This window comes from bacterium (assembly GCA_035505375.1).
Taxonomy (GTDB): Bacteria; Hydrothermota; Tepidihabitantia; order Tepidihabitantales; family Tepidihabitantaceae; genus UBA2258.
In genome coordinates this window covers 1-25,182 of the sequence record DATJQV010000086.1, presented here as the reverse complement: position 1 = coordinate 25,182, position 25,182 = coordinate 1, and the positions used below count along the sequence as shown (strand labels likewise).

At 62.3% G+C, this 25,182-nt stretch carries 20 protein-coding genes and 1 pseudogene; 7 read left to right on the top strand and 14 right to left on the bottom strand.

The window, feature by feature from the left end:
* Nucleotides 1–762: 762 nt before the first annotated feature.
* Nucleotides 763–1,611 (bottom strand): annotated as a pseudogene (locus VMH22_15250) (nucleotidyl transferase AbiEii/AbiGii toxin family protein).
* Nucleotides 1,612–1,697: 86 nt separating this feature from the next.
* Nucleotides 1,698–2,300: a type IV toxin-antitoxin system AbiEi family antitoxin domain-containing protein gene (locus VMH22_15245; protein HTW93045.1), complete on the bottom strand. Its 603-nt coding sequence runs from the start codon at nt 2,298–2,300 to the stop codon at nt 1,698–1,700.
* A 379-nt stretch (nt 2,301–2,679) separates the two neighbouring features.
* Between VMH22_15245 and VMH22_15240 the strand changes: the two genes are divergently transcribed.
* From VMH22_15240 to VMH22_15210, 7 genes are all read left to right on the top strand, one after another.
* Complete coding sequence (locus VMH22_15240) at nt 2,680–3,558, top strand: tetratricopeptide repeat protein (GenBank protein ID HTW93044.1); 879 nt, start codon at nt 2,680–2,682, stop codon at nt 3,556–3,558.
* Nucleotides 3,551–4,351 (top strand): hypothetical protein, encoded by an 801-nt coding sequence (locus tag VMH22_15235; GenBank protein ID HTW93043.1) that lies wholly within the window; start codon nt 3,551–3,553, stop codon nt 4,349–4,351. Before VMH22_15240 ends, VMH22_15235 begins: the two co-directional genes overlap by 8 nt.
* 53 nt (nt 4,352–4,404) lie before the next feature.
* Nucleotides 4,405–6,345 carry an N-6 DNA methylase gene (locus VMH22_15230; protein ID HTW93042.1) on the top strand — a complete coding sequence of 647 codons (1,941 nt, stop codon included), beginning with the start codon at nt 4,405–4,407 and terminating at the stop codon, nt 6,343–6,345.
* Nucleotides 6,342–7,844, top strand: coding sequence for a hypothetical protein (locus tag VMH22_15225; GenBank protein HTW93041.1), 1,503 nt, complete (start codon nt 6,342–6,344; stop codon nt 7,842–7,844). Before VMH22_15230 ends, VMH22_15225 begins: the two co-directional genes overlap by 4 nt.
* A gap of 189 nt (nt 7,845–8,033) precedes the next feature.
* The gene (locus VMH22_15220; GenBank protein ID HTW93040.1) at nt 8,034–9,320 is read left to right on the top strand and encodes a DUF2130 domain-containing protein; all 1,287 of its coding nucleotides are present in this window, start codon (nt 8,034–8,036) and stop codon (nt 9,318–9,320) included.
* A 123-nt stretch (nt 9,321–9,443) separates the two neighbouring features.
* Nucleotides 9,444–10,322: an SDR family NAD(P)-dependent oxidoreductase gene (locus VMH22_15215; protein ID HTW93039.1), complete on the top strand. Its 879-nt coding sequence runs from the start codon at nt 9,444–9,446 to the stop codon at nt 10,320–10,322.
* A 280-nt stretch (nt 10,323–10,602) separates the two neighbouring features.
* Complete coding sequence (locus VMH22_15210; protein HTW93038.1) at nt 10,603–10,815, top strand: DUF3040 domain-containing protein; 213 nt, start codon at nt 10,603–10,605, stop codon at nt 10,813–10,815.
* Between the two features lie 275 nt (nt 10,816–11,090).
* Here VMH22_15210 and VMH22_15205 read toward each other — a convergent pair whose 3' ends face one another.
* From VMH22_15205 to VMH22_15150, 12 genes are all read right to left on the bottom strand, one after another.
* Nucleotides 11,091–11,309: a DUF2283 domain-containing protein gene (locus VMH22_15205; GenBank protein ID HTW93037.1), complete on the bottom strand. Its 219-nt coding sequence runs from the start codon at nt 11,307–11,309 to the stop codon at nt 11,091–11,093.
* Nucleotides 11,310–11,321: 12 nt separating this feature from the next.
* Nucleotides 11,322–11,579, bottom strand: a complete 258-nt coding sequence (locus VMH22_15200; protein ID HTW93036.1) for a hypothetical protein — start codon at nt 11,577–11,579, stop codon at nt 11,322–11,324.
* Between the two features lie 154 nt (nt 11,580–11,733).
* Nucleotides 11,734–13,617 carry an NADH-dependent [FeFe] hydrogenase, group A6 gene (locus VMH22_15195; protein HTW93035.1) on the bottom strand — a complete coding sequence of 628 codons (1,884 nt, stop codon included), beginning with the start codon at nt 13,615–13,617 and terminating at the stop codon, nt 11,734–11,736.
* Between the two features lie 126 nt (nt 13,618–13,743).
* A complete protein-coding gene (locus VMH22_15190) occupies nt 13,744–14,925 on the bottom strand; it encodes an NADH-ubiquinone oxidoreductase-F iron-sulfur binding region domain-containing protein (GenBank protein ID HTW93034.1) in 1,182 nt (393 codons plus the stop codon).
* Nucleotides 14,918–15,442, bottom strand: coding sequence for an NADH-quinone oxidoreductase subunit NuoE (gene nuoE, locus VMH22_15185; protein ID HTW93033.1), 525 nt, complete (start codon nt 15,440–15,442; stop codon nt 14,918–14,920). The genes VMH22_15190 and nuoE overlap by 8 nt, the downstream gene beginning before the upstream one ends.
* A gap of 2 nt (nt 15,443–15,444) precedes the next feature.
* The gene (locus tag VMH22_15180; protein ID HTW93032.1) at nt 15,445–15,816 is read right to left on the bottom strand and encodes a response regulator; all 372 of its coding nucleotides are present in this window, start codon (nt 15,814–15,816) and stop codon (nt 15,445–15,447) included.
* 257 nt (nt 15,817–16,073) lie between these two features.
* A complete protein-coding gene (locus VMH22_15175) occupies nt 16,074–17,213 on the bottom strand; it encodes a response regulator (protein HTW93031.1) in 1,140 nt (379 codons plus the stop codon).
* A 27-nt stretch (nt 17,214–17,240) separates the two neighbouring features.
* Nucleotides 17,241–19,295, bottom strand: a complete 2,055-nt coding sequence (locus VMH22_15170; GenBank protein HTW93030.1) for a [Fe-Fe] hydrogenase large subunit C-terminal domain-containing protein — start codon at nt 19,293–19,295, stop codon at nt 17,241–17,243.
* Between the two features lie 33 nt (nt 19,296–19,328).
* Nucleotides 19,329–19,721, bottom strand: coding sequence for a response regulator (locus VMH22_15165; GenBank protein HTW93029.1), 393 nt, complete (start codon nt 19,719–19,721; stop codon nt 19,329–19,331).
* A 12-nt stretch (nt 19,722–19,733) separates the two neighbouring features.
* The gene (locus VMH22_15160) at nt 19,734–21,461 is read right to left on the bottom strand and encodes an NADH-dependent [FeFe] hydrogenase, group A6 (GenBank protein HTW93028.1); all 1,728 of its coding nucleotides are present in this window, start codon (nt 21,459–21,461) and stop codon (nt 19,734–19,736) included.
* An 8-nt stretch (nt 21,462–21,469) separates the two neighbouring features.
* The gene (locus tag VMH22_15155) at nt 21,470–24,775 is read right to left on the bottom strand and encodes an NADH-ubiquinone oxidoreductase-F iron-sulfur binding region domain-containing protein (GenBank protein ID HTW93027.1); all 3,306 of its coding nucleotides are present in this window, start codon (nt 24,773–24,775) and stop codon (nt 21,470–21,472) included.
* The coding region (locus VMH22_15150) for an NAD(P)H-dependent oxidoreductase subunit E (GenBank protein ID HTW93026.1) at nt 24,762–25,182 on the bottom strand (421 nt) is incomplete at its 5' end. The genes VMH22_15150 and VMH22_15155, both read right to left, overlap by 14 nt.

Below are 25,182 nucleotides of genomic sequence, written 5' to 3'. Positions count from 1 at the left end.
TCTTTGTCGCTGCGCTGAATCATCGCTGCAAACCTCATCTGAAAGCACGTTGGAAAGCTCGTCTCAGGGCTCGCCGGAAAGCATCGCAGAATGCATACTCAAGAGCTTACTTCATAGCATCTTCCATTGCTCAGTTCAAAGCTCGTCACATCACATCGCGCATCGCTCGCCTCAAAGCTCAGCGCATCGCTTCTTTCATCGCTCGCCGCAAAGCTCGGTCGAAAGCTCGCGTCAAAGCTCGTCCAAAAGCTCCCTTCAAACCTGCTTCTTAACCTTAGCCTTAACCTTAACCTATTCCTTCTTCAAAGGCTAGCCCCCAGGCGACCCCTATATGCAGACTTTCCGCGACCAAACAGGGCTTAACCGACTGATAGTGACCAGGTTACGCCCTCCCGGGGAGAATCACTAAGCCTTCAGTTCTTTTTGCTGCTTTTGGCCCGAAATCTGCCCGCGTCCCGCGTGCCAGGAGTTGCCTATCAGAACGAAATGCCGTCTGCGGCTTGCGCTTCAGCTTGTGCTTGTGCTGGCTGTAGATTCCGCGCCCAGGCCCGTTCCCGTCCTGCCATGACAGTCTGCTGTCTGCTGTCGGCTGTGAGCTGCTGGCTGTAGGCTGCCAGCCGTCATCCCCGTCCGCCAATGGCCGTTTGCTGTGAGCCGTCGGTCGTCCCGCTCCGGCCGCGGGCCGGAAGTGCTGGTCCCGATCCACGAGCAGGTGTTTGGCTTGGCCCTGTCCTGACCATCGGCGTATCGACTGCTGTTCCGTCAGCCGCTGGTTGTCCCGCGCACCCGCCAGCCCTTGCCCGGTATCCACTGCGGTGCGAAGCGCGCGCCGTCGCGCGCCGCAGCAAGTGGTGGCAGCAGGAAATCGCGCAGCACCGGGACAACGTCGTCCAGCCCGGATACGCCGTCAACCAGACGGCTCCTGCGCACGAACGCCCGCCACTGGGCATCCTTTGCCGACGACGAGACGAACGCGTCCCCGAGGGCCTCGGGTATTCCCGCAGGAAAGGGCGTTTTGCGACGGTCGAATGTCGATGCAATCGCGCGAACGAGAGTCGGGCCATCGAATCCGTGCGTGCGGCTCAGGAACAGAATGTCGACAAGGTCCTTCATTCTGCTCGTGGCCAGCCCCTTCTCGACGAGTGCCTCGAGTTTCTCGGCGACGACGCTGTAACGCGAGTAGACCCGGAGTCGCGGGGCCGTCATGGTCAGAAGTGTAGGCAGTGCAACGAGCTCCGGCGGAGGCACGACGCGGTCGCCGGCCCCGATGTCGACCTAAAGCGGAATCACCGCTCGCGCGAGCTCGGCGCGCAGGGTAATGCGAACTCCCTCGTACCCGCGGCCGACGCGAATACGCTCTCCGGCGACCGTGGCGGCGCGAAAGACCAAACCATCCGGCTCGACTTCCATTGAGCAGAGCGAACGGAAGATGCGCTCCATCGCCGCAACCGTCACTTCTCCGAACCCCAAGAGGTCCACGTCTCGCGTAGCCCTATGCGGCCGCTCGGCCCAGACGGCGAAGAGCATCGCCCCCTTCAACACAAACCGGTCCCGCCACTCCGAACGGCAGAGACGATACAGCAGCCGCTCGACCCCGAAGCGCAGCAGCACATCCTGGAAGTCCTCGCGCCGACGGTCGGCAATTACCTTCAGACGATCTCGAACTGAACTGGCGAAGGCAGTCGGAGCGGGACGCTTCACACCAGCGACTCGATGTATGGCTGCATGACGTTCGCTACGCGGAGCAGACGGGCCAGCCGCGTGATATCATCCATCACGAACCGCCGCTCGCGCCAACCCTCGCGCAGCGCCTCCAGCGCCACGTCCAAGCCGACCTTGTTCCGGAACTTGAAACAGTCCACCACGGTCTTGGCAACCGAGTACACGCGCAGCTCAGTAGCCTCGACCCGGTGCTGCTCGATGCCCTCCCGGAAGGCGGGGCCGGAGAACTTTACCGGGTGCATCCTGACCGCCGGTCTTGCCGGAGGCTTGTCCCTGTCTCGCTCAAAGGCCATCCACACCTCCGGCGTTCGCTGGGTCGTCAGCCGGTGGAACACGAGGGCAGAGACCAGGCAAACCACGCCGCGCGGCGCCAGCCGCTGCGCGATGACCAGACTGTGCTGCTCGGTGATGTCCGCCTCCTGCCACCGATAGAGCCCGCGGCCGACGCGCTCCATCCAGCCCGCAGCCAGCAGCTCCTGCTGCCGCCGCGGATAGACGCCAAGCCCTGCAAGCTGAGCGGCCGTCAGCACCCAACCCTGGGCGCGGAACGCCGTGGCAAGCTTCTTACGCTCAACCATCGAGCCCAGTGTATCGAATCTTCCCCACTTGTCAATAAATGGGGAAACTTACATACAGACCATCCCGCGCCGCAAGCAGATACGCCGAAAAGCCGGGCCTGGCCAATTCTACGAAGTTGTAGATTCCGCTCCGGCCGCTAATCGGAGAGACCGTCTGCAGCCTGCGCTTGTGCTGGCAGTAGATTCCGCGTTCAGGCCCGTTCCCGCGTGTCGATAGCTGTCAGCCGTGAGCCGTTAGCCGCCCGCTGTCCGCTGCCAGCGGTCATCCCCGTCCGCCAGACCGCGTGCCGACCGTTCGGGGTCGTGCCTGGTCCTGCGCCTCGTCCAGAAGCGGCTTGGTCATTGACTGCATACGGCAGCACGGTATAGTAGAGGCCCAATGGACAGGTTCCAGCGAGCCCTCGAATTGCTGAAGCAGCACAGGCTTCCCGAGGCCCGGCAACTGCTTGAGCTCCAACTCGATGAAGAACCCGCAAACTCCGACGTCCTCTACAACCTCGGCATGCTTTGCACCAACATGGATGAGCCGGACCGCGCAGTCGAACTCCTCCGGCGCTGTCTTGAACTTGACCCGGCCAGGACCAACGCCTACGTGGCCCTCGGCTTCGCCCTGTCGCGCCGCGGCGAGATGGCCGCAGCCAAAGCCAACTTCGCTAAAGCCCTTGAGCTTGAGCCCGACAACGCCTATGCCCTGCGCAACCTCGGCGGCCTCCTCGGCAAGGAAGGCGACTACGACAAAGCGATAGCACACCTCCGGCACGCGCTCGAAAAGCTGCCCGATGACCCGCTCTCGCTCTACGGCCTCGGTCTCTGCCTGTTCAAGCAAGAGCAGTTCGAGGAAGCGGACAAATATCTCAGACGCTACCTCGCGCTCGGCAAGCTGCCCCAGACCGAAGACGCCAAAGAGATGCGGCGCGAGATCCTCAACCGCGACCTTCACCAGCAGGACTTGCGGCCCGATGCGGTCTTCTACTGCCTCGGCGCACTGGAGCTGTTCAAGGACAAGCCGGACGAGTACGTCCGCGAGGTCACGTTCGAGATCGGCCTGCTCGGCCGTTCCGGCCTCGACGTCAACAACCCCGACCGCAAGTACCGGCTCAAGTGCCTGCCCGGAGAATTCAGCGGCCTGCATCTCGTCAGCATCATGTACGTCGGCTTCCGCCGGATAGACCCCAGCGTCGACGTCGGCATGGACTTCGCCCGCGAATACGTGGCCGCCCGCAAGCTCTTCGAGTCAGACGGAGCGCCTGGTGCTTGAACTGAGCGACTCGGTCCGCGCCGTCATGGCGCGCGTGAGCGAGATTACCGGCAAGGGCTTCAACCTCGTAGAGAAGAAAGACCTCGTTCCGCACGCCGCCATCAAGATAGCACGGCGCGGGATGCCGTCGCACCTCATCCACTACCGGTCCGTGCGCGGCGGCATCCTGAACCACCTGATTGCCCACGAATGCGCCCATGCCATAAGAATGTGCTCCGTACCGGAAGAACGTAGGCTCGTGCCCGCATCCAACCGCGAAACAATGACCGCGGCCCTCAAGCCGATGCTGGCAGACATCGAGCGAATAAGCCGCACCATTCAGAGCGACAAGGCGCCGGAGTACTTCAATATGCTGTACCACGGACTCGTGCGGCAACTGACCAACTACCCCTCGGACATCGCCATCGAGAAGTGGCTGTACGACGAGTACCCGGCCTTGCGCGACGACCAGATGCAGTCGCTCCTCGGGCAGCGCGACGAAGCTGCGCAGGCACTCACACCGAGAGTCCGCGACTTCACGCCCGGAAAGACATACCAGGCAGCCCATGTCATGAACCACACGTTCTTCAAGCTGCTAAGCGAGCATACGGCAAAGCCCCTGCTTGGGCGCTTTGAGCGTGCCGGCTTCGAGGACCAAGGCAACGCGCTAGCCGCCCTGACCGCGCAAGGCCCGTCCGCCACCTACGAAGACGACATCGCCATGGTCAACCGCTGGGCCGAGTTCCTTGAGCTCAAGGACTGGTTCACGTGGGTCGGCTTCGAGCAAGTCCAGGACGGCTATGCAACAAGCTGAGCGTAGAGGGCGGCCCCGTGGCGGTCATACGGTCATTCCCAGGAGGTACGACAATGAGTGACGAGATTCAGTTCATTCCGCCCGGCATGATTCGGTGTTACATCACAGGTAAGCTGCGCAAGGATACGCCCGAGGAGCACGTTCGCCAGCGTGTCGCTCGCAGTCTCGTGGAGGAGTACGGCTATCCGAAAGAGGACATCGAACTGGAGTTCACCGTTAACGTCGGTCGTGCAAAGAAACGCGTTGACATTGCCATCTTCAGCCACGACCGCGACCACAAGCAGGAAGAGGTATTCCTGATTGCGGAGACCAAACCGGAAGTCGTCAGACCTACGGATCGTGACAGTGGAGTTGAGCAACTCAAGTCCTACTTGGCCGCCTGCTTCAAGGCCAAGTGGGGCATATGGGTAGGCTCCGAGCTTCAGGCATATGAGGTTTCCACGGAAGAAGACCGGCGCAGCCCGGTCATAGTTGCAGACATCCCACCCTACGGCAAGACTCAGGCCCCACGTATTACCTTCGACCAACTGAAGCCCGCCGAGGGTCTCCGTGATGTGTTCAAGCGTTGCCACAACTACATCTACGCAAACGACGGGATGCCCAAGGACAAGGCCTTCAACGAACTGCTCAAACTCTTCTTCTGCAAGGTCTACGACGAGCAGAACACCACCGGCCAGATGCGCTTCGATGTGTCTACCGAAGAACGACGTTCAGTGCTCGGGCAACGTAGACTCAGGCAGCGGATAGACGAAATGTTCAAAGAGGTCAAGGAGCAGTTCCCCTACATCTTCGCCCCACATGACCGTATCGAGTTGAGTGACCCGGTGCTGGCCTACATAGTCAGCGAGCTACGACGCTACTCATTGCTGCTCACAACTGCTGACGTCAAAGGCGAAGCCTACCAAGAGATCGTTCGCGAAAACCTGCGCGGAAGCCGCGGGGAGTTCTTCACCCCACCAAACGTCTGCCAGATGGCCGTGCGAATGGTGATGGCAACCTACCCTGCGGACAAATGGCTCTCGCTCAAGGTGCTGGACCTGGCTTGCGGGACCGGCGGATTCCTGAGGGCTCAGATGAACCTCTGGCGAGACCATGCTCGCTCGATAGAAGAACAGAAATGGAAGGACACAGTCCAAGCGTCTGACAAAGCAGCGGCACGGCTCAAGGACATCTGCGACCGCCTCCTGTTTGGCATTGATATCAACCCAGAGCTAGTCCGGGCAGCACAGATGAATCTAGTGATGCACGGCGACGGGAGTACGAACGTCTACCAATCCAACTCGCTCCTCCCGACGGGCGAGTGGCGCGACGACGTCAAGGCCAAGATCAAGCCAAACACGATTGACATCATCTATACTAATCCGCCGTTCGGGGCGGGCCCGGGTCTCGTCGTCACGGACCCGCACGTGCTGGACCAATTTGAGCTGCCGAAGTACGAAACCCCCAGTCCTCGCGGTTCCATGCCACCCGAGCAGCTCTTCATAGAACGATGTTGGCAACTCCTCAAGCCCGGGGGCAGGTTGGCGATTGTCTTGCCGGACAGCATACTCAGCAACCCTGGACTCGGGTTCGTCCGACGATGGATACTCAAACGCTGCCGCATCATCGCTAGCATCGACCTTCCAGTTGAGACCTTCCTAGCTTTCAGCGGCACAGGCACGCAGACTAGTGTCCTCATACTGGAGAAGAAGAGCGCAGACGAGATGCGCCTTGAGGAGGCCAGCAAGGCTATTCAGGACTACGAGGTTTTCATGGCACTGTGCAAGACCTCCGGCTTCGACCGGCGCGGCAACGACCTATGGGTGAGGACGCCCGAGGGCGAAGAGGTAGAACGCCTTACGGCGATTACCGTGCCCGTCATTGACGCAGGCGGCGCAGCCTCAAGTGTTGAGAAGCACGAACTCCGCAGAGTTCGGGACGACGAGGTCGCTAATGTGGCCCCGCTCTTTGAACAGTGGCTGACCCAAGGCAGACTCCGCAGGCAACCCACATGAGGACATCAGCAGCTCAGGCCCTGCCTGCGCCGGCAGCCGAGCCGAAATCTCTGCCTCAGCACTTTGGAGTCGAAGCCAAGTGGCTATTGGCGGGCGACGCCCGTCTGGACTCCGCCTACTACGCCACGGCCGCCGTCACAGCGCTCCGTGCGTTGGAGGCGGCTGGCTTGCCGACGATCTCGCTGAACGACCGCCGCATTACAAGCAAGGTGTTCAACCTCCCGCGATTCAAGCGCATCTACACCAGGGACCCCACGAAGGGATGGCCATACCTGAGCGCGTCCGAGGCACTCGCGTTTCGCCCGTCCAGCGTGCGATGGGTCGCCAAGGACAAAGCCCCCGACGACGCTCAACGTCATTTCGCCCAGGCCGGATGGATTCTCGTCACGTGCTCAGGCGTCGTGGGTCGCTGCTGCATCGCCACCAAGCGCCTTGAACAGTTCTTTCTGACTCACGACCTGCTGCGGATTGAGTCAGTCGTTCCTCTAGGTTATCTCTACGCTTACCTTACATCCTGGATTGGGCAGGCGCTGATGACTCGCGAGGAGTACGGTGCGACCGTGTCGCACCTCGAACCTCATCACCTTGCGGGTATCCCCGTTCCACTCCTTCCGGATGGCCAGCAGCAGACGATACACGACACGGTCATGCAGGCATACAGGCTTCGCGATGAGGCAAATGACCTGCTTGACGAAGCGGACGGTCTGCTCTATCGGGAACTGGGGATCGCTCCATTCGACGATAGGCAGATTCCGTACATCCGCCCAACAGCCGGCGATGGCATCGACCATCACCCCAAGGCGTTCAGCCTGAAGGCGTCTGATCTTACTGGCCGGTTTGACGTTTCATTCCATCTGCCTTTGGCGCGTACTTGCGTAAGCCAAATGGAGAAAGGCAAGTATCCCCTCGTGAAACTCGGCGCGTTGGCTGAACCCTACGTGGCTCCGCGTTTCCGTCGGATATATGTTAGGCGCGAACACGGTGTGCCGTTCCTGCAGGGGTCTCACATCCCGGAGAGGCGACCGATCGACCTGAAGTACCTGTCTCGGACCGCGCACAAGGACCTGACACCTTGGACTATCCGAGCAGGTTGGGTTCTAGTGACTTGCTCTGGCACGATAGGCCGCGTCACCGTTGCCCCGCACGCTCACGAAGGATGGGCTGCGTCTCAGCATATCGAGCGCATCGTTCCGAGAGAGGGCCGGTCTCACGCCGGCTATCTGGCGGCGTTCTTGATGACGACATACGGGCAGCTTCAGTTGACCAGCAAGATATACGGCGGCGTCGTGGACGAACTCACCGCTGACGACACAGCCGCCATCTGGCTTCCCGACGCCCCGCCTGATGTGCAAGAGCGAATCGGCAAGCCGGTCGTTGAAGCGTTCGAGAAGAAAGAACAGGCCAACGCGTTCGAAGACCAGGCGATTCACGAACTGGAGGCCGCCATCGGCGGGCAACCTGTCTTGGGGCGAGCCCATCTGTCTGTCTCCGACGATTGACCTCGTCGGGTAGGCCCCGGTGATACAGCAAGAGATTCCGGACGCGCGGCTGGGATGGTCCGATGACGAGATTGCGATTGTCGCGGGAGGTGGCGAGGGACACTTCACGCATTTCCGGCGAAGCAATAGAGACCTCTGACCCCGGCCCGCCCATTTGACACGCCCGCCCTCGACTTCTAGAATCCGGCCATGACCGAGCCGACAGAACTTGGGAGGATTACCATGGTCCAGACCATTAGGTGCCCAGAATGTGGAACCGAAATCCCGCTGACAGAGGCAATATCGAGCCGCCTCAGCGAGGAGATACGCAAAGAGTATGAGTCCAAGACGCAGGCGAAAGAACGTGAACTAGCCAGGGAGCGCGAAGCACTGGCCACACGCGAGAAGCAGTTGGAGGAGTCACGTAAGACAGTAGATGAGACTGTCTCGAAGCGGCTGGCAGAGGAGCGCGTCCGAGTTGAGGCTGAGGCGAAGAAGAAGGCGACCGAGTCCGTGGCCTTAGCGGTTGCCGACCTGCAGAACCAGGTGGCCGAGAAGGACACGGCGCTGGAGCAGGCGCAGAAGAACGAACTGGAGATTCGGAAGAGGCAGCGGGAGCTTGAGGCCGAGAAGAAGAACATGGAGTTGGAGGTCGCTCGTCGTCTCGACGCGGAACGGAAGAAGCTCACAGAGGATGCCTTGAAGGCAGCCGATGAACAGCACCGGCTGCGCGACTCGGACAAGGATAAGATGATCGAAGGTCTGAAGGCCACGATAGACGAGCTGAAGCGCAAGGCCGAGCAGGGCTCCCAACAGGCGCAGGGCGAGACGCTGGAACTGGACATGGAACAGCAACTCAGGGACGCGTTCCCGTACGACACCATTGACCCGGTGCCGAAGGGCAAGAGGGGCGCGGACGTGATTCAGCGCGTCTGCGACCACGCGGGACGACCGTGCGGCGCGATTGTCTGGGAAGCCAAGCGGACCAAGAGCTGGAGTTCAGGCTGGGTCGAGAAGCTGAAGGAAGACAAGCGCGAGGCCAAGGCGGAGTTGGCCGTGTTGTTGACGACAGCCATGCCCAAAGGCATGGAGGCATTCGGCCAGCACGAAGGCGTGTGGGTCACGAGCCAATCGTGCGCGATTAGCCTTGGGCAGGCCCTCCGCGAGAGTCTGATTCTCGTGACCTCTGCGCGAACTGCCTCCGTCGGCAAGCAAGGCAAGCTGGAGATGCTGTACGACTACCTGTCCGGCTCGGAGTTCAAGCACCGCGTCGAGGCCATCGTCGAGGCTTTCGTAGCAATGAAGACCGAACTGGACGCTGAGAAGCGGTCCATGACCAAGATCTGGGCGGCACGTGAGAAGCAGATAGAACGTGTCGTGACAAACACCACCGGCATGTACGGCGACTTGGAGGGAATCATCGGCGCAGCCCTCCCGAAGATCCCGAACCTGGAACTGAAAGCTATCCCGCACGAGGGCACTCACGGAGAGACATGACACATAGTCAATTACGCCCGCCCGCGAGTCCTGGAATCCAGCCCATGTCCGAGCCGAATACGGCCCTGACGTAGGAGAAACCATCGCGCACTCGTTATGTAGCGAGCACAGCGGAGGATAACCATGGCTACAGCAGCACCAGATAGTCCATCGGGCAGAGGCAGCGCGGTACTGATCACTGGCTGTTCTTCAGGCATCGGCCGCGAGAGCGCGCAGGCGCTGGCCAGACATGGTTTCACCGTGCTGGCAGGGGTTCGACGGGACGCGGATGCCGATGCGCTGCGCGCGCTGAACTTGCCGGACCTCGTGCCGGTCTGCCCGCTTGACGTCACGAGCCACGAAAATATCACCCGGGCCGTGCAGTTCGCGGCGGACGAACTGCGCCGCCGCAAGTTGGCGGGTCTGTTCGCGCTCGTTAACAATGCCGGGGGTGGTCAGCCGGCCCCGGTGGAGCTGCTCGACCTTGGGCGATTCCGCGCTGAGCTGGAGGCCCGCGTGATTGGTTCCGTTGACCTGGTTCAGCAATGCCTGCCGCTGATTCGTCAGGCCAAGGGGCGAATCCTCTGGATCATGACCCCGGCGCTGATGCCCACTGCCTTTGTGGCGAGCATCCACGCCTCCGACTTCGCCGTCAACTGCGTTGTCCGCACGCTGGACATGGAGCTCAAGCCCTGGGGAATTCCCATTGTCAGAATCCACTGCGGGGGCATCCGGACGCCGGCCGGTTTGAGGACCACGGCCGACGTGGAGGACCTGCTCCGGCAAGGGCCGCCCGCACGGGTTGCGCTCTATCAGGATATCCTGCGTCGTTGGGAGAAGGAGATGGCCGAATTCGACCGCAAGCGGACGGACCCGGCAAAAGTGGCGGAAGTCGTCCTCAAGGCGCTTTCGGCCCGACGCCCCAAGCGCCGGTATGCGGTCGGGCACATGGTAAATGCTGCCCGTCTTCTCGAAGCGCTGCCCCAATCGGCTGCGGACTGGATTCTCCGGAAGCGGCTCTAGACTTGCTGGTGGCGGCGAGTGGCACTCTCCGATTTCAGCATGCCCATTCGACACGCCCGCCCGCGAGTCCGATAGCCAATCCGTGACTGGGAAGCTCCGGTGACGAGGTCGCCGATTCCTGACGCGCGCGGGGCTCCTTCACATTCCAGATTTGAGACGGGCGGAAGTAGTGGCGTGGAATGGCGCACCGGGTTGAGCGGCCATGCCTGATTGCGGCTTTTGGTCGATGGCATGAGGAATATGCGAGGTCGGTTCTCGACCGGACGCGAAGGGAGGCAAAGTGTCTGACCCTGGGATGAAGGCGCCGCTCACCGATGAGCAGCGTTCCAAGCGGCTTCGGACAATCACCCTGGTGGCGGGAGCGGTCACGGCCGTCTTCGGGCTCGCCTTCGTGCTGGCCGGCCGGGCCAAGACGATGGATATTGTATTCATCGTCGTCGGACTGCTCGTGATCTTGGCCGGGCTGACGGTGATGGGCGGGCAAACCCGCTGAGCGGCCGCTGAGCCGAAGGCGACGCCCCGCCGGCAAAGTAAGCGATGCCCCGCGTAAGCGGGGCATCGATCTTGTGGTCGGTCGAGCCTAGACCAGGTAGTCGCCGCGGAGCCGTAGGGCAGTTGCGACATCTGACGGCTGGCAGCCGACGGCTAACCGCTCACCGCTTGTGGCGGACTTCCGACAAATCAGATGTCACAAACGAGATAGCAGAATGCAGAATTGCTGAGGAAGGGATCCGGGATTCCAAGGGTCGAGAGGGGGACGCGGGCGCGCTAGACGGCAGGGGTCGGAACCAGGTCCTCGAGCACGACGCGCCGGAGAATCTGCTCGTCGCCAAACCGTTTGCGCGCGTCGAGTACCTCGATGCCCGCAATCCGGCCGTCGGCGGCGTAGTCAACCGCGATACCATCGGCGACGTGTTTGGTCGTCACCGTGGTCTCAATGAACCTGATGTACAGCGCATCGACTTCCGAATCGTACGATATTCTCATCGTGTTGCTCCGTTACGGTACATAGTACACATAAACCGTCACGACAACAATCTCCGCAAGTTCGTCCACAAACACCGGCCGCACCTGCTTGGTTGAGTAGTGACGTCCGTTCCAGTCCTGACCGAAGGGGAACTCCCGGCGGCAGTCGAACCTGCCGCGCTCGGCCGGTTGCCACTCAGCCTGCCTGATTGCCTCAACGACCTCTTCCTCGGTCGCCCCGCGGAACCCGATGTTCTCACGGGCGTGGCGGGACAGCCGAATAGTCTTCACGGAGCGATTGTAGCGCGGCCGGCTGACTCTGTCTACTCAGCCTTGGACTGCAAATGGCCGCAGCACGTGCATTTCTCACCCCGTTGGTTTGGTCCGCTCGCGCGGAAGCTAAGCGCCCCGCGCGGGGCGGGGCGCTTTTGAGGTTTGGCTCGGTCTAGACGAGGTAGTCGCCGCGGGGCGTGTAGTGGGTGTGCAGGTACTTGTGGCTCACCTCGCCGCAAGGCCCATCGGTGAGGAACTCCGCGTAGAGCTTCAGCACGTACGGGTTCTCGTGCGACTTGCGGATAGCGAGCCCCATGTCTTCGGCGTAGATGGCCTTGGCCCGGGCCTTGCGAATCGCGGGCGAGGTCGGAATCGGTTGGCCGCCACCGCCGAGGCAACCGCCGGGGCAGGCCATGAACTCGATGAACTGGCACTGGGAGAACTTGCCCCCCGCCTTGATGTCTTCCATCACTTTGCGGGCGTTGGCCGTGCCGTGGGCCACCGCGACCTTGAGCGTCGCGCCCTTGAGCCACGACCAGTCCTTGCCCAGCTTGCCTTTCTTGATGAGCGGCTTGAACAGGTCGAGCATCGGGCCGGTCTGAGGCACCTTGATTTCCATGTACTTGACGCCCTCGAACCCGCGCACCGGGATGATGCAGGCGTCGGTGAAGACCTGCTCGGCCTTCAAGCCCGTCACGACCTCAACCACGGTCCGGAGCGCCGCTTCCATGACGCCGCCGGACGCGCCGAAGATGAGGCCGGCGCCAGAGGCGTCGCCGAACGGCAGGTCGAAATGGGATTTGGGCATGTGCGGCAGGTCGATGCCGGCTTCCTTGATCATCTGCGCGGTCTCGCGGGTGGTCAGGCCGTAGTCAACGTCCTTATACCCGGATGAGCGCATCTCCGGCCGGTTCGCCTCGAACTTCTTGGCCGAGCATGGCATCAGCGACACCGTCACGATGTCGGCCGGGTTCAGGTTCTGCTTCTGGGCGTAGTAGCTCTTGATGAGCGCGCCGAACATCTGCTGCGGGGACTTGCAGCTCGACATCCAGGGCAGGTACTCGGGATAGAAGTGCTCGATGAACTTGACCCAGCCCGGCGAACAGGAGGTAAACTGGGGCAGGAACGCCTCTTCCTTCTTGACCAGCGCCTTGTACAGCCGGGTCAGCAGTTCGGTGCCTTCCTCGATTATGGTGAGGTCGGCGGTCGTGTTGGTGTCGAAGATCATATCGAACCCGGCGCGGCGCAGGGCGGTGTTCATCTCCCCCGTCATCGAGGTGCCGGCCTCAAGCCCGAACTCCTCGCCGATTGCGGCACGCGGGCTGGGCGCGGTCTGCATCACGACGTGTTTCTTGGGGTCGTCAATCGCGGCCCAGATTTCGTCCGACGGATCCTTGGCCCGGAGCGCGCCGGTCGGGCAGCGGTTGATGCACTGGCCGCAGTTGATACAGATGACGTCGGCGAGCGGCCGGTCCTCAAAGGTCTCGATCTTCGTCTTCTCGCTCCGGTGCGCCGCGCTGTAGACCCCGACCGACTGCAGGTCAACACAGGTCCGGACGCAGCGCCGGCAGAGCACGCACTTGTTCATGTCGCGCACCACCGAGTAGCTGGAGCGGTCAATCTCGAAGCGCGGCTTGTCCGGGTGGCCGAACCGGAAGAAATCCACGCCGTATTCTTTGGCCAGCGCCTGCAGCTCGCAGTTGTTGTTGCGGAAACAGGAATAGCACTCGCCATAGTGCTTGGAGAGAAGGAGGTCGAGAATGTGGCGGCGCGCCTGCCGGACGCGCTGGCTGGTCGTGCTGACGGTAATCGGTTCGGTAATGGGGAACGTGCAGGCGGTCTGGAGCGTCCGCTGCTTTGACACCTCGACCGAGCAGATGCGGCAGACCCCGGCAAGACACAGGTCCTCGTGGTAGCAGAGCGTCGGGATGCGGATGCCGACGGTCTTGGCCGCCTGGAGGATGGTTGTGCCGAACGGCACCTTGATGTCGAGGTCGTCGATCTTCACCGACACGAGGCCGCCGATATCGCCCGGCTTGCCGGCGGTGATGGTCATCGGCTTCTCGCTGGTCGGGGCAGTGGTGCCCGGGGCGACTTTGCTGGACTTACCGGCTTCCTGCTTTGCCGTCTTGACTTCTGACTTCTGACTTCTAGCTTCCGACTTCGTCCTTGGCATCTTGGACTACTCCTTGCTCGCGGGCACGCGGCCCAGGATTTCCGACCGGAATTGCTCGGTTATGTCGAGGAACGCATTGGCGCTCGATTGGCCGAGCCCGCACTTGGACGCCACCTGCATCGTGCGTCCGAGGCTCTGCAGCTCGCGCAGGTAGTTGATGGAGCAGCGTCCCTGTTGCAGCAGGCGCACGCCCTCCAGCAGTTTCGGGTTTCCTTCGCGGCAGGGCGTGCACTGGCCGCAGGACTCCTCGACGAAGAAGTCGAGGAAATTCTCGGCCACGTCGAGCATGTCGCGCTGCGGTCCGATGACGATTATCGAGCCGCCGGTCGCGAGGTCCTCGAAACCCAGCTTGCGGTCGAACTGCTTCGCCGGGACGGTCCGTCCCGACGCGCCGCCGACCTGCACCGCCTTGGCCCCCTCGCCCTCGACGAGCTTCAGCAGGTCCTTGATCGTGGTGCCGAACCCGACCTCGTAGACGCCGGGCCGGGCGCAGTCGCCGGAGACCGAGAGCAACTTGGACCCGGTTGAGATCTCGGTGCCAAGTTTCTTGAACCACTCCGGCCCCTTTACCAGGATATGCGCGCAGGCGATGAGGGTCTCGACGTTATTCACTGAGGTCGGCGCGCCGACGAGCCCGGTGTTCACCGGGTAGGGCGGCCGGTTGCGGGGCTCGCCGCGCGAGCCCTCAAGCGACTCGATGAGCGCGGTCTCCTCACCGCAGACGTAGGCGCCGGCGCCCATGCGGATTTCGATGTCGAACTCGAAGCTCTTGCCGAGCACTTTCTTACCCAGCAGCTTGTTCTTGCGCCGGGCTGCCAGAGCAGCGTCCAGCCCGGGCCGCATGTAGGCATATTCGGCACGGAGGTAAATGATCCCGAGTTTCGCACCGATAGCATAGCCACCGATGGTGATGCCGTCGAACAGGGCCTCGGGCCGCTCGGTCAGAAGCAGACGGTCCTTGAACGTACCCGGCTCGCCCTCGTCGGCGTTGCAGATGATGAACTTCTTCGGGGCCTGGGCCGCCGCGCACAGGTTCCACTTCACCGCAGTCGGAAACCCGGCGCCGCCGCGACCGCGGATGCCGGACTCACGCACGGTCCGGATGACGTCGGTCCGCGACATCGAGAGCGCCTTCTTCACTCCCGAACCGGCTTCGTAGCGCTCCATGATGTGAATTGCACTAGCCATGGTGCGTCTCCTTTTCCTCCAACTGCGATGCCGGGCCGAACATCCTCCGGTACTTTTCGAGGATGTCCGATACCAACTCCGGGCTGACCTCGGTGTACACGTCGTTGTTCACGAGCAGCGCCGGCCCGTGGTCGCACATGCCCAGGCAGTTGCAGTACTCAAGCGAGAAGAGCCCGTCCTGCGTGGTGCGGCCGAACCCGACAGCGAGTTCGTTCTCGAGCTGGCGAGCTACTTCCTTCTTGCCCGCGAAGTCGCAGGAAAGGGTACGACAGAGTCGGATGGCGAACTTGCCCCTTGGCTCGGTGGAAAGGAACGAGTAGAACGACGCCACGCCGTAAACCTCGGTCGGGAACACGCCGAGCTGGCGGGCGATTTCCTGCATCGCGAAATCGGATACGCAACGGTACTTCTCCTGGACGGCCTCGAGAATGGGCATCATCCCGTCGCGCTTGTGCTCATACTTCTCCGCCAATTCCGCGATTTCGTGGCGGAGTGATTCTCTTTCAGTTGCCAACATCGTCATTTCCTCAGGAATTTCTTGACCTTGGCGACCAGGTCTTTGGGCGCGACCGGCTTCGACACGAAGTCGTCCACCGGGGCCACTTCCGAATCCTTGCCGAACTTGTACCCGGTCACATGACCGATCGAGGACAGGATAATGATGGGCGTCCTCACGCCCTTGTGGCGCAGATCCTGGGCGACCACCAGACCGTCGTCCGGCTGCTCCATCATGACGTCAAGGATAATAAGGTCCGGTTTTTCCCGCTCGGCCGCCTGCATGGCTTCGACCCGGCTCGTGGCCGCCGCCACTGCGTACCCTTCAGCCGACAGGACGAGTTTCAGTGAATCGACGATATCGGGGTCGTCGTCAACGATAAGTACCTTCGGCACGTGAACTCCTTTTGATATCTGTCTTTAGGTCCGGGCCGTGGATTGTGTGACGGATGAGACGGAGCGCAACCTAAAGGATGTATCTTAGCACAACGGGGCGGGCTTTCAAGCCGCGGCAGGGGCCAGGTGAAAGGATGAAGGCGGAGGGATGAAGGATGAATGTCCGGACTCCGACCTTTCCCGATTCAGCCTTTCCGATTTCATCCCTTCCTCTCTGTTCCTTGGTGGTAAGCCCCCGGACTCGGTTCGCGGAAGGGCTAACGTTGCGCCGCCGGGCGACGGCGCAGGGTGACGGTGAAGGTACTGCCGACGTCCGGCGTCGACTCAACCCGGACGTCACCGCCGTAGTACTCGGTCGCGAGCTTCTTGACCGTTGAGAGGCCGAGCCCCGAGCCCAGGATGTTCTTGGTCTTGGCGTTCTTGATGCGGATGAACTCCCGGAAGAGCTGTTGGGCCTCGGTCTCGCTCAACCCGATGCCGGTGTCGCGACAGGCTACTGTCGCCACTTCGTCATCAACGGCGATCGTGAGGTCAACCCGACCGTTCTCACGGTTGTACTTGACGGCATTGGACACCAGGTTGTTGAAGATGATGTCGAGTTCGCCGCGGTCAGCCAGCAGCGGCGCCCGTTCCGGCGCGTGCAGTTCGATGGCCACGCCGCGATCCCGGGCCGACTGCAGCGCGGTCTCGATTGCCGCCTGGGCCGCCTCACGCAGGTCGGTCTCAACGAGCTCGCGTTTCTTCTGCCCGGACTCGATGCGGGTCAGGTCGAGGATATCGAATATCATCTTGCGCATCCCCTCGAGCCTCGTCAGCGAACGTCCGACCATCGTCTCGTACGCGGCGAGGCTATCGCCTGCGGATTTCTCCTGGATTATCCGCAGGTAGCCTTCGACCGCTGCCAGCGGGGACTTGAGTTCGTGCGCCAGCACCGAGATAAACTCGAACCGGACCCGGCGTTTTTCCTCCGAGAGCTTGCGCGCCTGCCGCGAAAGCACAAGATGCTTGGTCGCCTTTTGCACCGCGCCGCGCAGCTCCTCGGGCGTGAACGGCTTGGCCAGGAAGTCGTACGCGCCGTACCGAGTGGCGCTGACCGCGGTCTCGAGCGACGCATAGGCCGTTATCATCACGGTCAGGATGTCGAGCTGGCGCTGGGTGATGCTGTCGAGCACATCGAGGCCCTTGATGCCCGGCAGCTTGTAGTCGAGCAGCACCAGGTCCGGCGGGTTCTTTTCGATGAGCTCAAGAGCTTCTTCGCCGGTTCCCGCCTCGAACATGTCGAAGCCGTAGTCGTCCTCGGCATAGGGCAGGCTCACGGTGAACTTACGCAGCGCCCGCATCACGCCCTCGCGCATCGGCTGCTCGTCGTCCACCACCAGGAGCTTCAGTCTTTCCATTCTACACCTGCTTTCTCGGCGCGGGTCTCATTCCAGTCCGCCCTGCGGGTGACGCGGTAGCTTCACAGTCATCGTCGTGCCGGTCGGCCCGGTCCTAGGGTCGGTATTCGACTGAACCACGATGCTTCCGCGGTGCATCTTGACGATTCCGTAGCAGATGGCAAGACCGAGGCCGGTACCCTTGCCGCCCTGTTTGGTCGTGAAGAACGGTTCGAATACCTTCTTGACATTCTCCTTGGGTATGCCGACGCCGGTGTCGCTGATGCTCACCTGCACCGATTCGGCGTCGCCCTCGGCGCGGACCGTGAGGATTCCTTCGCCCGGCATCGCTTCAATCGCGTTGTTCATCAGGTTGGTGAAGACCTGCATCATCTGGTCGGGGTCGAGTTCAATGTCGGCGTCGGCAACCCGGCTCTCCATGACCAGCTTGACCCGTTCCGGCACCACGACCGCGTGCCTGCAGGCCGACATGAACTCGTCGATTCTCACCGGCTTGAGATTCACCTGGTTCTTGCGGGCGAAGTTGAGCAGGCCGGAGACGATCTTCTTGCACCGGTCCGCCTGCTCGGCGACCTTCTTCAGATCTGCGTACTGCTCCGAGTTCGGATCGCACTCTTCGAGCAAGAGCTGGCTGTAGAGCAACACGACGCCGAGCGGGTTGTTCACCTCGTGGGCGATACCGGCGGCAAGCTGGCCCATGCTGGCGAGCTTCTCGGACTGGACCAGCGCCTGCTGGGCGCTGGCAAGTTGACGGTTGGTGACGCCGAGTTCGCCGATGGCTTCGTTCAGCCGGGCGATGGTCGCGGGCAGACACATCTCGCTCTCGGCCAGCCCGTCGAAGATGGCAATGGCGTGCTCGCGGCAGGTCTCGTACCCGCACGCACCGCAGTTGAGCTCGTCACCCGGGTCCTTTTTCCCCATTCGGGTAAGGATGGATGCGATTTCGTCCTGTGATGGAATCGGCATCGACCGTTCGTCGGGATAGAACCAAGCGTTAAGGTCTACGTCGGTGGATTCGGGCTGAGCTCCACCTGCAGCCAGGCGCTCTCGTACATAGCGGCTCACTGCGGCCCGGCGGCTGAAGAGCGGGGCGCGTGTGCCTGCCCCGGCGCCCATGATACAGCCGCCCTTGCAGGAGAGCACTTCGAGCAAGCGGACGTCGAGATGGCCTTCGGAGAATTCGTGCAGGGCATGACCGAACTCCGAGCCGCCGTCCGCGGCGACCACGTCTCCCGCGACCAGGTCCTCCTCGATGCCCGCGGCCTGCAGGATACCGCGCTTGACCGAAAAGAGCATCCCTTTGCCCGGGTGAGGAGGATCGAACTCCGAGGGCTCGACCGACTCGGCAGTCACGCCGCGTTCTTCGAACAACTGGCGCAGCTCCATGAAAGTGAGCGCGGCGGTGACGTCGTCCCGGTAGCGTTCGGCCGCCGCCTCGGCCTTCTTCGCTATGCAAGGACCGATGAAGACGACCCGGGCATCGGCGCCGTAGCGCTTGTGGACGACCCGAGCCGTGGCGATCATGGGCGATACTACCGGGGCAAGAAACGGCACCAACTCCGGATGGTACTTCTCAACGTAGAGGACGATTGCCGGGCAGGTGGTGGCGATGAAACGGGCGTTCGGCTGTTCGGAGATCAGCTTCCGATAGCGTCGGGCAACGAGGTCTGCTCCGTAGGCGACCTCAACGACCCGGTCGAAGCCGAGGCGGCGAATCATCCCGACCAACCGGCGGTGGTCGATGCCGGCAAGCGACTGGTAGTCGGCGATGCCGAACTCGGCCGGGAAGCTCGGCGCGACACAGGCGACCAGCGGAGCATCGGTCCGATCAGACCGATCCGTCGGATCCGTCCTATTCCGGTCCAGCAGGCCGCGAACGAGCGTCGCGGAGTCGTACACCCGCTTGGCGTGCTGGGAGCAGACCCGGACGCAGTTGCCGCAGCCGATACAGCGCTCGGGCACGACCTCGGCCTGACCGGCGCGAATCCGTATCGCCTTAGCCGGGCACTCGCGCACACAGGTGTAGCAGACCCGGCACTTCTCCGGTATCGTCAGGACAAGGCCGGTGAGCTCAGGGGTCACGGCAGGGTATAGGTCCTATAGGTCATATAGGACCTATTTCGCTAGCAGTCGCCTGACTTCAGCCTTCAGTTGCTCGGGCCGGACCGGCTTGTCCATCAGGATGTCGGCCTTGACCCACGAGCCGGCCTCGGCGGACCGGGCCTTGAAGTCGAGACCGGTAGCGGCCTGGACCGCGGTCAGGATGATAACCGGCGTGCCGGGGTAAAGCTTCTTGATGTTGTGACACAGGACGAAACCGGAATCCATGTTCTCCATCATCAGGTCGAGCACCGCCAGGTCCGGGATGAAGCCCGTAAGCAGCTCTTCGGCCTCCTCCTGGCCCTGGGCCTTTTGGACCTCGTAGCCATCCCCAGCCAGGATCGTCGCAACCTGTTCGAGCAGGTCGATGTCGTCGTCGACGACCATTATCTTCTTTGGTGTATCCATTTTCGTCACCTTCTAGACCATCACGTCGCGCTTGGCATACTTGGTATGGAGCAGCTTGTGGCTGCGCTCGCCGAGCGGCTTTCCCAAATACTCGTCGTAGAGCCGCTGGACCCACTTGTTCTTGTGGCTGACGCGGAGGGTCGCGTCGCGGTCGATCTGGTAGAGCGCCTTCATCCGCGCCTTGACCGCTTCGAGGTCCGCGCCGATGGGCTGCCCGCCGCCGTTGATGCAGCCGCCCGGACAGGTCATCACTTCGATGAAGTGGATGTCCTTGCGGCCGGCCTTGACCTCGTCGAGCAGCTTGCGGGCATTCTGGAGGTTGGATACGACCGCGGCCCCGACTTCGAGGTCGCCGATCTTCACCTTCACCTCCTTGGAACCCTTCATGCCGCGCAGGTCTTCCATCTTGAGCTCGGCCAGTTCCTGCCCGGTTAGCAGGAAGTAGGCGGAGCGGACCGCCGCCTCCATAACGCCGCCGGACGCGCCAAATAGCTTGCCCGCGCTCGACCGCTCGCCGAACGGCGTGTCGGCCGCCTCGGGCTCGACCGTGTTCGGATCGACGCCGGTCATCCGGAAGAGCTGGGCCAGCTCACGAGTGGTGAGCACATAGTCAACGTCCTGGTTGAAGTCGCGTCCCATCTCCGGCCGCTGGCACTCGAACTTCTTCGCGGTACACGGCATGATCGAAACTGACACGATCTTCTTCGGGTCGAGCTTCTCGCGCTCGGCGTAGAAGGTCTTCAAGATGGCGCCCATCATCTGCTGCGGCGACTTGCAGGTGGAAAGATTGGGCATCATATCCGGGTAGAACTGCTCGACGAACTTGATCCAGCCCGGCGAGCAGGAGGTCATCATTGGCAGCACGCCGCCGGTCTTGATGCGGTGGACGAGTTCCGAACCTTCCTCCATGATTGTCAGGTCGGCAGTGAACGACGTATCGAACACCCGGTCGAACCCGATCTTCCGGAGGCTTGCGACCATCTTGCCGTCGAAATCGACGCCCGGCTTCATCCCGAATTCCTCGGCGAGGGAAACCGAAACCGCGGGCGCGTGCTGGGCCACCACTATCTTGTCCGGGTCATTGAGCGCGCTCAGCACGTCCTCCACGTAGCTTCGCTCGTGGAGTGCGCCGGTCGGGCAGACGAGGATGCACTGGCCGCAATTGATGCAGGAAGAGACGTTCAGTCCCTTGTTGAAGGCGGTACCCACGAGTGACTTCGACCCGCGTTGGACAAAGTCGATGGCTGAAACGCCCTGGACTTCTTCGCAGACGCGGACGCACTTACCGCAAAGGATGCATTTCTCCGGGTCGCGCTGGATGCTCGGGCCCGAGATGTCCTTCTCGCGCTTGTTCTTCTCGCCGCGGAACCGCCGCGTTCGCACGCCGTGCTCCTGGGCGAGTTCCGCGAGCTGGCAGTTGCCGCCACGGATGCAGTAAAGGCAGTCATCCGGGTGGTTCGAGAGCAGCAGTTCGATGATCGTCCGCCGCGCCGCCATCACCGGCGGCGAGTTGCTTTTGATCTTCATCCCTTCGGCCACCGGGAACGAACAGGACGGCACGAGGTTGGCCGACCCCTCGACCTCGACCACGCACATCCGGCACGCACCGGACGGCGCCAGGTTCTCGAGGTAGCAGAGGGTCGGGACCTTCACGCCTTCCCGTTTCAGGGCGGAGAGAATCGTCTCGCCCTTCTTCGCTTCGACCTTCCGGCCGTTAACCTCAATCGTAAGATTACTCATCTTTCACCTCAAATCGGCTGGGTAAACTCGACGTCGCAACGCAGGCACCTGCGCGCCTCGCACTGCGCCGCCTCCGCGCCCGGGCAGAGTTCGACCTCACGGAAATTCTTCTGCCGTTCGCGCGCCGCCAGCAGGGCGTGCTCAACCCGGTGTGCCGCCTCGCCTTCCTCTTCGGGTTCGGCGACCGGCTCGATATAGACGGTCGGCAGTTTCACCCGCTTCAGGACCTTCATCTGTTTGCCCGACAGGTAACGGTCAACCATCATCGCCGCGTTCTTGCCCGCGGCGATGGAGTCGATGACCGTGTTCGGGCCGGTAACCACGTCGCCACCGCCGAACACACCCGGCCGGCCCGCGGTGTAGTTCTCGGCGTTCACGACTAAAGATCCGTTCTTCGCGACCGAGAGGCCGGACAGCGGTTCGGACTCGGGGTCTTCGCTGATGGCAGCGATGAGCGTATCGAGCTCGACCTGGTATTCGGAACCCTTCACCGGCACCGGCCTGGCCCGGCCGCTGGCATCCCGCTCACCCAACTCGTTCTTGATGAACTCGACCGCCTTGAGCCTTGCGTTTTGGCTTCTGGCTTTTGGCTTTTGGCTTCCGACTTCCTCGGTGATCAGCCTAGTCGGCGCGACTAGTTCGACCACCTTGATGCCCTCTTCCAGCGCGGCATCGATCTCCTCAGGGTACGCCGGCATCTCGGCCCGGGTCCGGCGATAGAAGATAGTAACGTCGCTCACCGCCTGCTGCCTCATTGCCACGCGCGCGGCGTCGAGCGCCGAGTTGCCGCCGCCGATAATGCCGACGCGGCCCTTGGCGAGTTCCTCGCCGTCGAGGTTGTAGGCCTTCAGAAACTTGATGCCCGGGATGACGCCCTGTGCGTCCTCACCATCAAGCCCGAGCTTCTTCGACTTGTGCGAGCCGGTTGCGATGTAGATCGCCTTGTAGCCGTCTTTCTGCAGGCTCTCGATGGTGAAGTCGCGGCCCAGCGCCTTGCCGAGTTTCAGCTCGATGTTCTCATTGAGCAGGGAGTCGATCTCCTTCTGCAGTGTCTCGCGCGGCAGCCGATAGGCCGGTATCGCGCACACAAGCATCCCGCCCGCCTTCTTCTCTTTCTCGAAGATTGTGACCGGGTAGCCGGCGAGCGAAAGCTGATGCGCGGCAGCCAGGCCCGAAGGCCCGGCACCGATGACCGCCACCTTGGGCGCGTCCGGCTTCGCCTTCTTCACCACCGGCTTGTAGCTCGACGGGTCCACCGTGTCCACAACGAACCGCTTGAGCGTCCGGATGGCGATGGGTTCGCCGCCGGTCGTGCCGCAGCGGCAGACGTCCTCACACGGGTGGTTGCAGACCCGCGCGCAAGCCGACGGGAATGGGTTCGCGGTGCGGATGACGCGATACGCGTCGGAGTACTCGCCGCGGCCCACATGCGCCACATAGCGCCAGACCTCGGTGCCAACCGGGCAGCCGGTCTGGCATGGCGCGCCGACCAATTCCTTACACGCGCCGGCCGGGCAGCGACGCTCGAAGATGTGCGCCTCATACTCGTCACGGAACCAACGCAATGTCGAAAGCACCGGGTTGGGCGCGGTCTGGCCGAGCCCGCACAACGAGGTCTTGCGGATGTTCTCGCCCAGCTCTTTGAGGTACATGATGCCCTGGAACCGGAGCAACGCGTCCGTATCCTCTTCCTTGCGTCGGGGCCGGGTGATGGCCTGGAGGATTTCAAGCATCCTGCGCGTGCCCTCGCGGCACGGAATGCACTTGCCGCAGCTCTCGTTCTGAATGAACTCCATAAAGAACTTCGCCACGTCCACCATGCAGGTGTTCTCGTCCATCACGACGAGCCCGCCCGAGCCCATGATGGCGCCGAAGTTCTTCAGCGCTTCGTAGTCACAGGCGACATCCATGTGCGGCTCCGGAATGCAGCCGCCCGACGGCCCGCCAATCTGCACTGCCTTGCACTTCTTGTTATTCGGTATCCCACCACCCACATCGAACACCACCTGTCGGATAGTCGTGCCCATCGGCACTTCCACAAGGCCGGTGCGGTTCACGAGACCGGACAGCGCGAAGACTTTGGTGCCCTTGGACCCCTGGGTGCCGACCGCAGCGAACTTCTCCCAGCCCATCTGCATCAGGGCTGCCACGTTCGCCAATGTCTCGACGTTATTGATGACTGTGGGTTTGCCGAACAACCCTGAAGTCGTGGGGTAGGGTGGCCGCGGTCGCGGCATGCCCCGCTTGCCCTCAACCGAGTGCATCAAGGCCGTCTCCTCGCCGCAGACGAATGCGCCCGCGCCCATCTTGATGACTATCTCAAGGTTGAAGTGCGAACCGAGGATGTTCTCGCCGAGCAGGCCGTACTCTTTGGCCTTGATGATGGCGGCCTTGAGGTTGCGCACGGCCAGCGGGTACTCAGCGCGGATGTAGATGTAAGCCTTGGTCGCGCCGATTCCGTATGCGGCAATGACCATCCCTTCTAGCAGCCGGAACGGGTCCGACTCGCACACCGCGCGGTCCATGAAGGCGCCCGGGTCGCCCTCATCGGCATTGCAGATGAGGTACTTCTGGTCGCCGGCCGAGGCCCGCGCCATCTGCCACTTCTTGCCGGCCGGGAACCCGCCGCCGCCCCGTCCGCGCAGGCCCGACTTCACCGTCGCCTCGCAGACCTCATCCGGCGTCATCGAATGGAGCACCTTGTGCATGGCCGAGTAACCGCCCCGGGCAATGTACTCGTCGATGTTGTTGGGGTCGATGAGTCCGGAGTTGGCGAGCACCCAGCGCTTCTGTAGCACGAAGAACGGATGCTTATCCACGTAGGGCACCTTGGCCCATTCCTCGCACTCGCACTGGCCGATGCAGTCGCACCGGTACTGGCCGAGTACAAGTTCCGGCACTTTGCCCAGGTCGCCGTTCTTGCCAAGAACTGCGTCAAGCACCTTCGTGACCTTCTCAGCCGTCACTGTGCGGAAGCTGACCCGGTTTCGGCCCGGCAACTGCACGTCGACAATCGGCTCATCCGAGCAGATGCCGACGCAGCCGACCTCGACCAGGTCGGCGTCAATCTTGTTGTTCTTGAGGTATTCCTTGATGGCCTCGACCGTCTTGGCCGCGCCGGCTCCGAGTCCGCAGGTTCCGGTTCCGATGAATATCACCGGCCTTGTGACCTTCTCGCGTCGCAGTGAGGCGATCAGTCCCGCCTGGTTCGGCGTCGAAAACGGGCCGGACTTCAGCGCCTTGAGCAGCTCGGGCGCCGGCATCGGGGGCTTGTCCCAGCAGGCTCCGGCTACGTTCACATCAGGCTTTGACATTGGCCCGCTCCTTTGCCCGGCACTCCTCGATGATCCGCTGCAGCTTGAGCGGCGTCACCTTGGCGTAGAACTGGCCGTTGACGTTCACGACCGGCGCCAATCCGCAGGCGCCCATGCAAGCCACAACCTCAAGGCTGAACAGCTTGTCACGGGTCGTCTTGCCCGGCTCGACCTTCAGAAGCTTGGTGACCATCTCCAGTCCCTTCTGCGAGCCCTTCACGTGACACGCAGTTCCCCGGCAGACCATTACGTGGTACTTGCCCTTAGGTTGGAACCGGAACTGATTATAGAACGTCGCCACGCCGAACACCTTGCTTGCGGGTATCCGCAGGTGTCGGCCGATGCTGACGACGGCGTCCTCCGAAAGAAAGCCCTGCTCCTCCTGGACTGCCTGAAGAATCGGTATC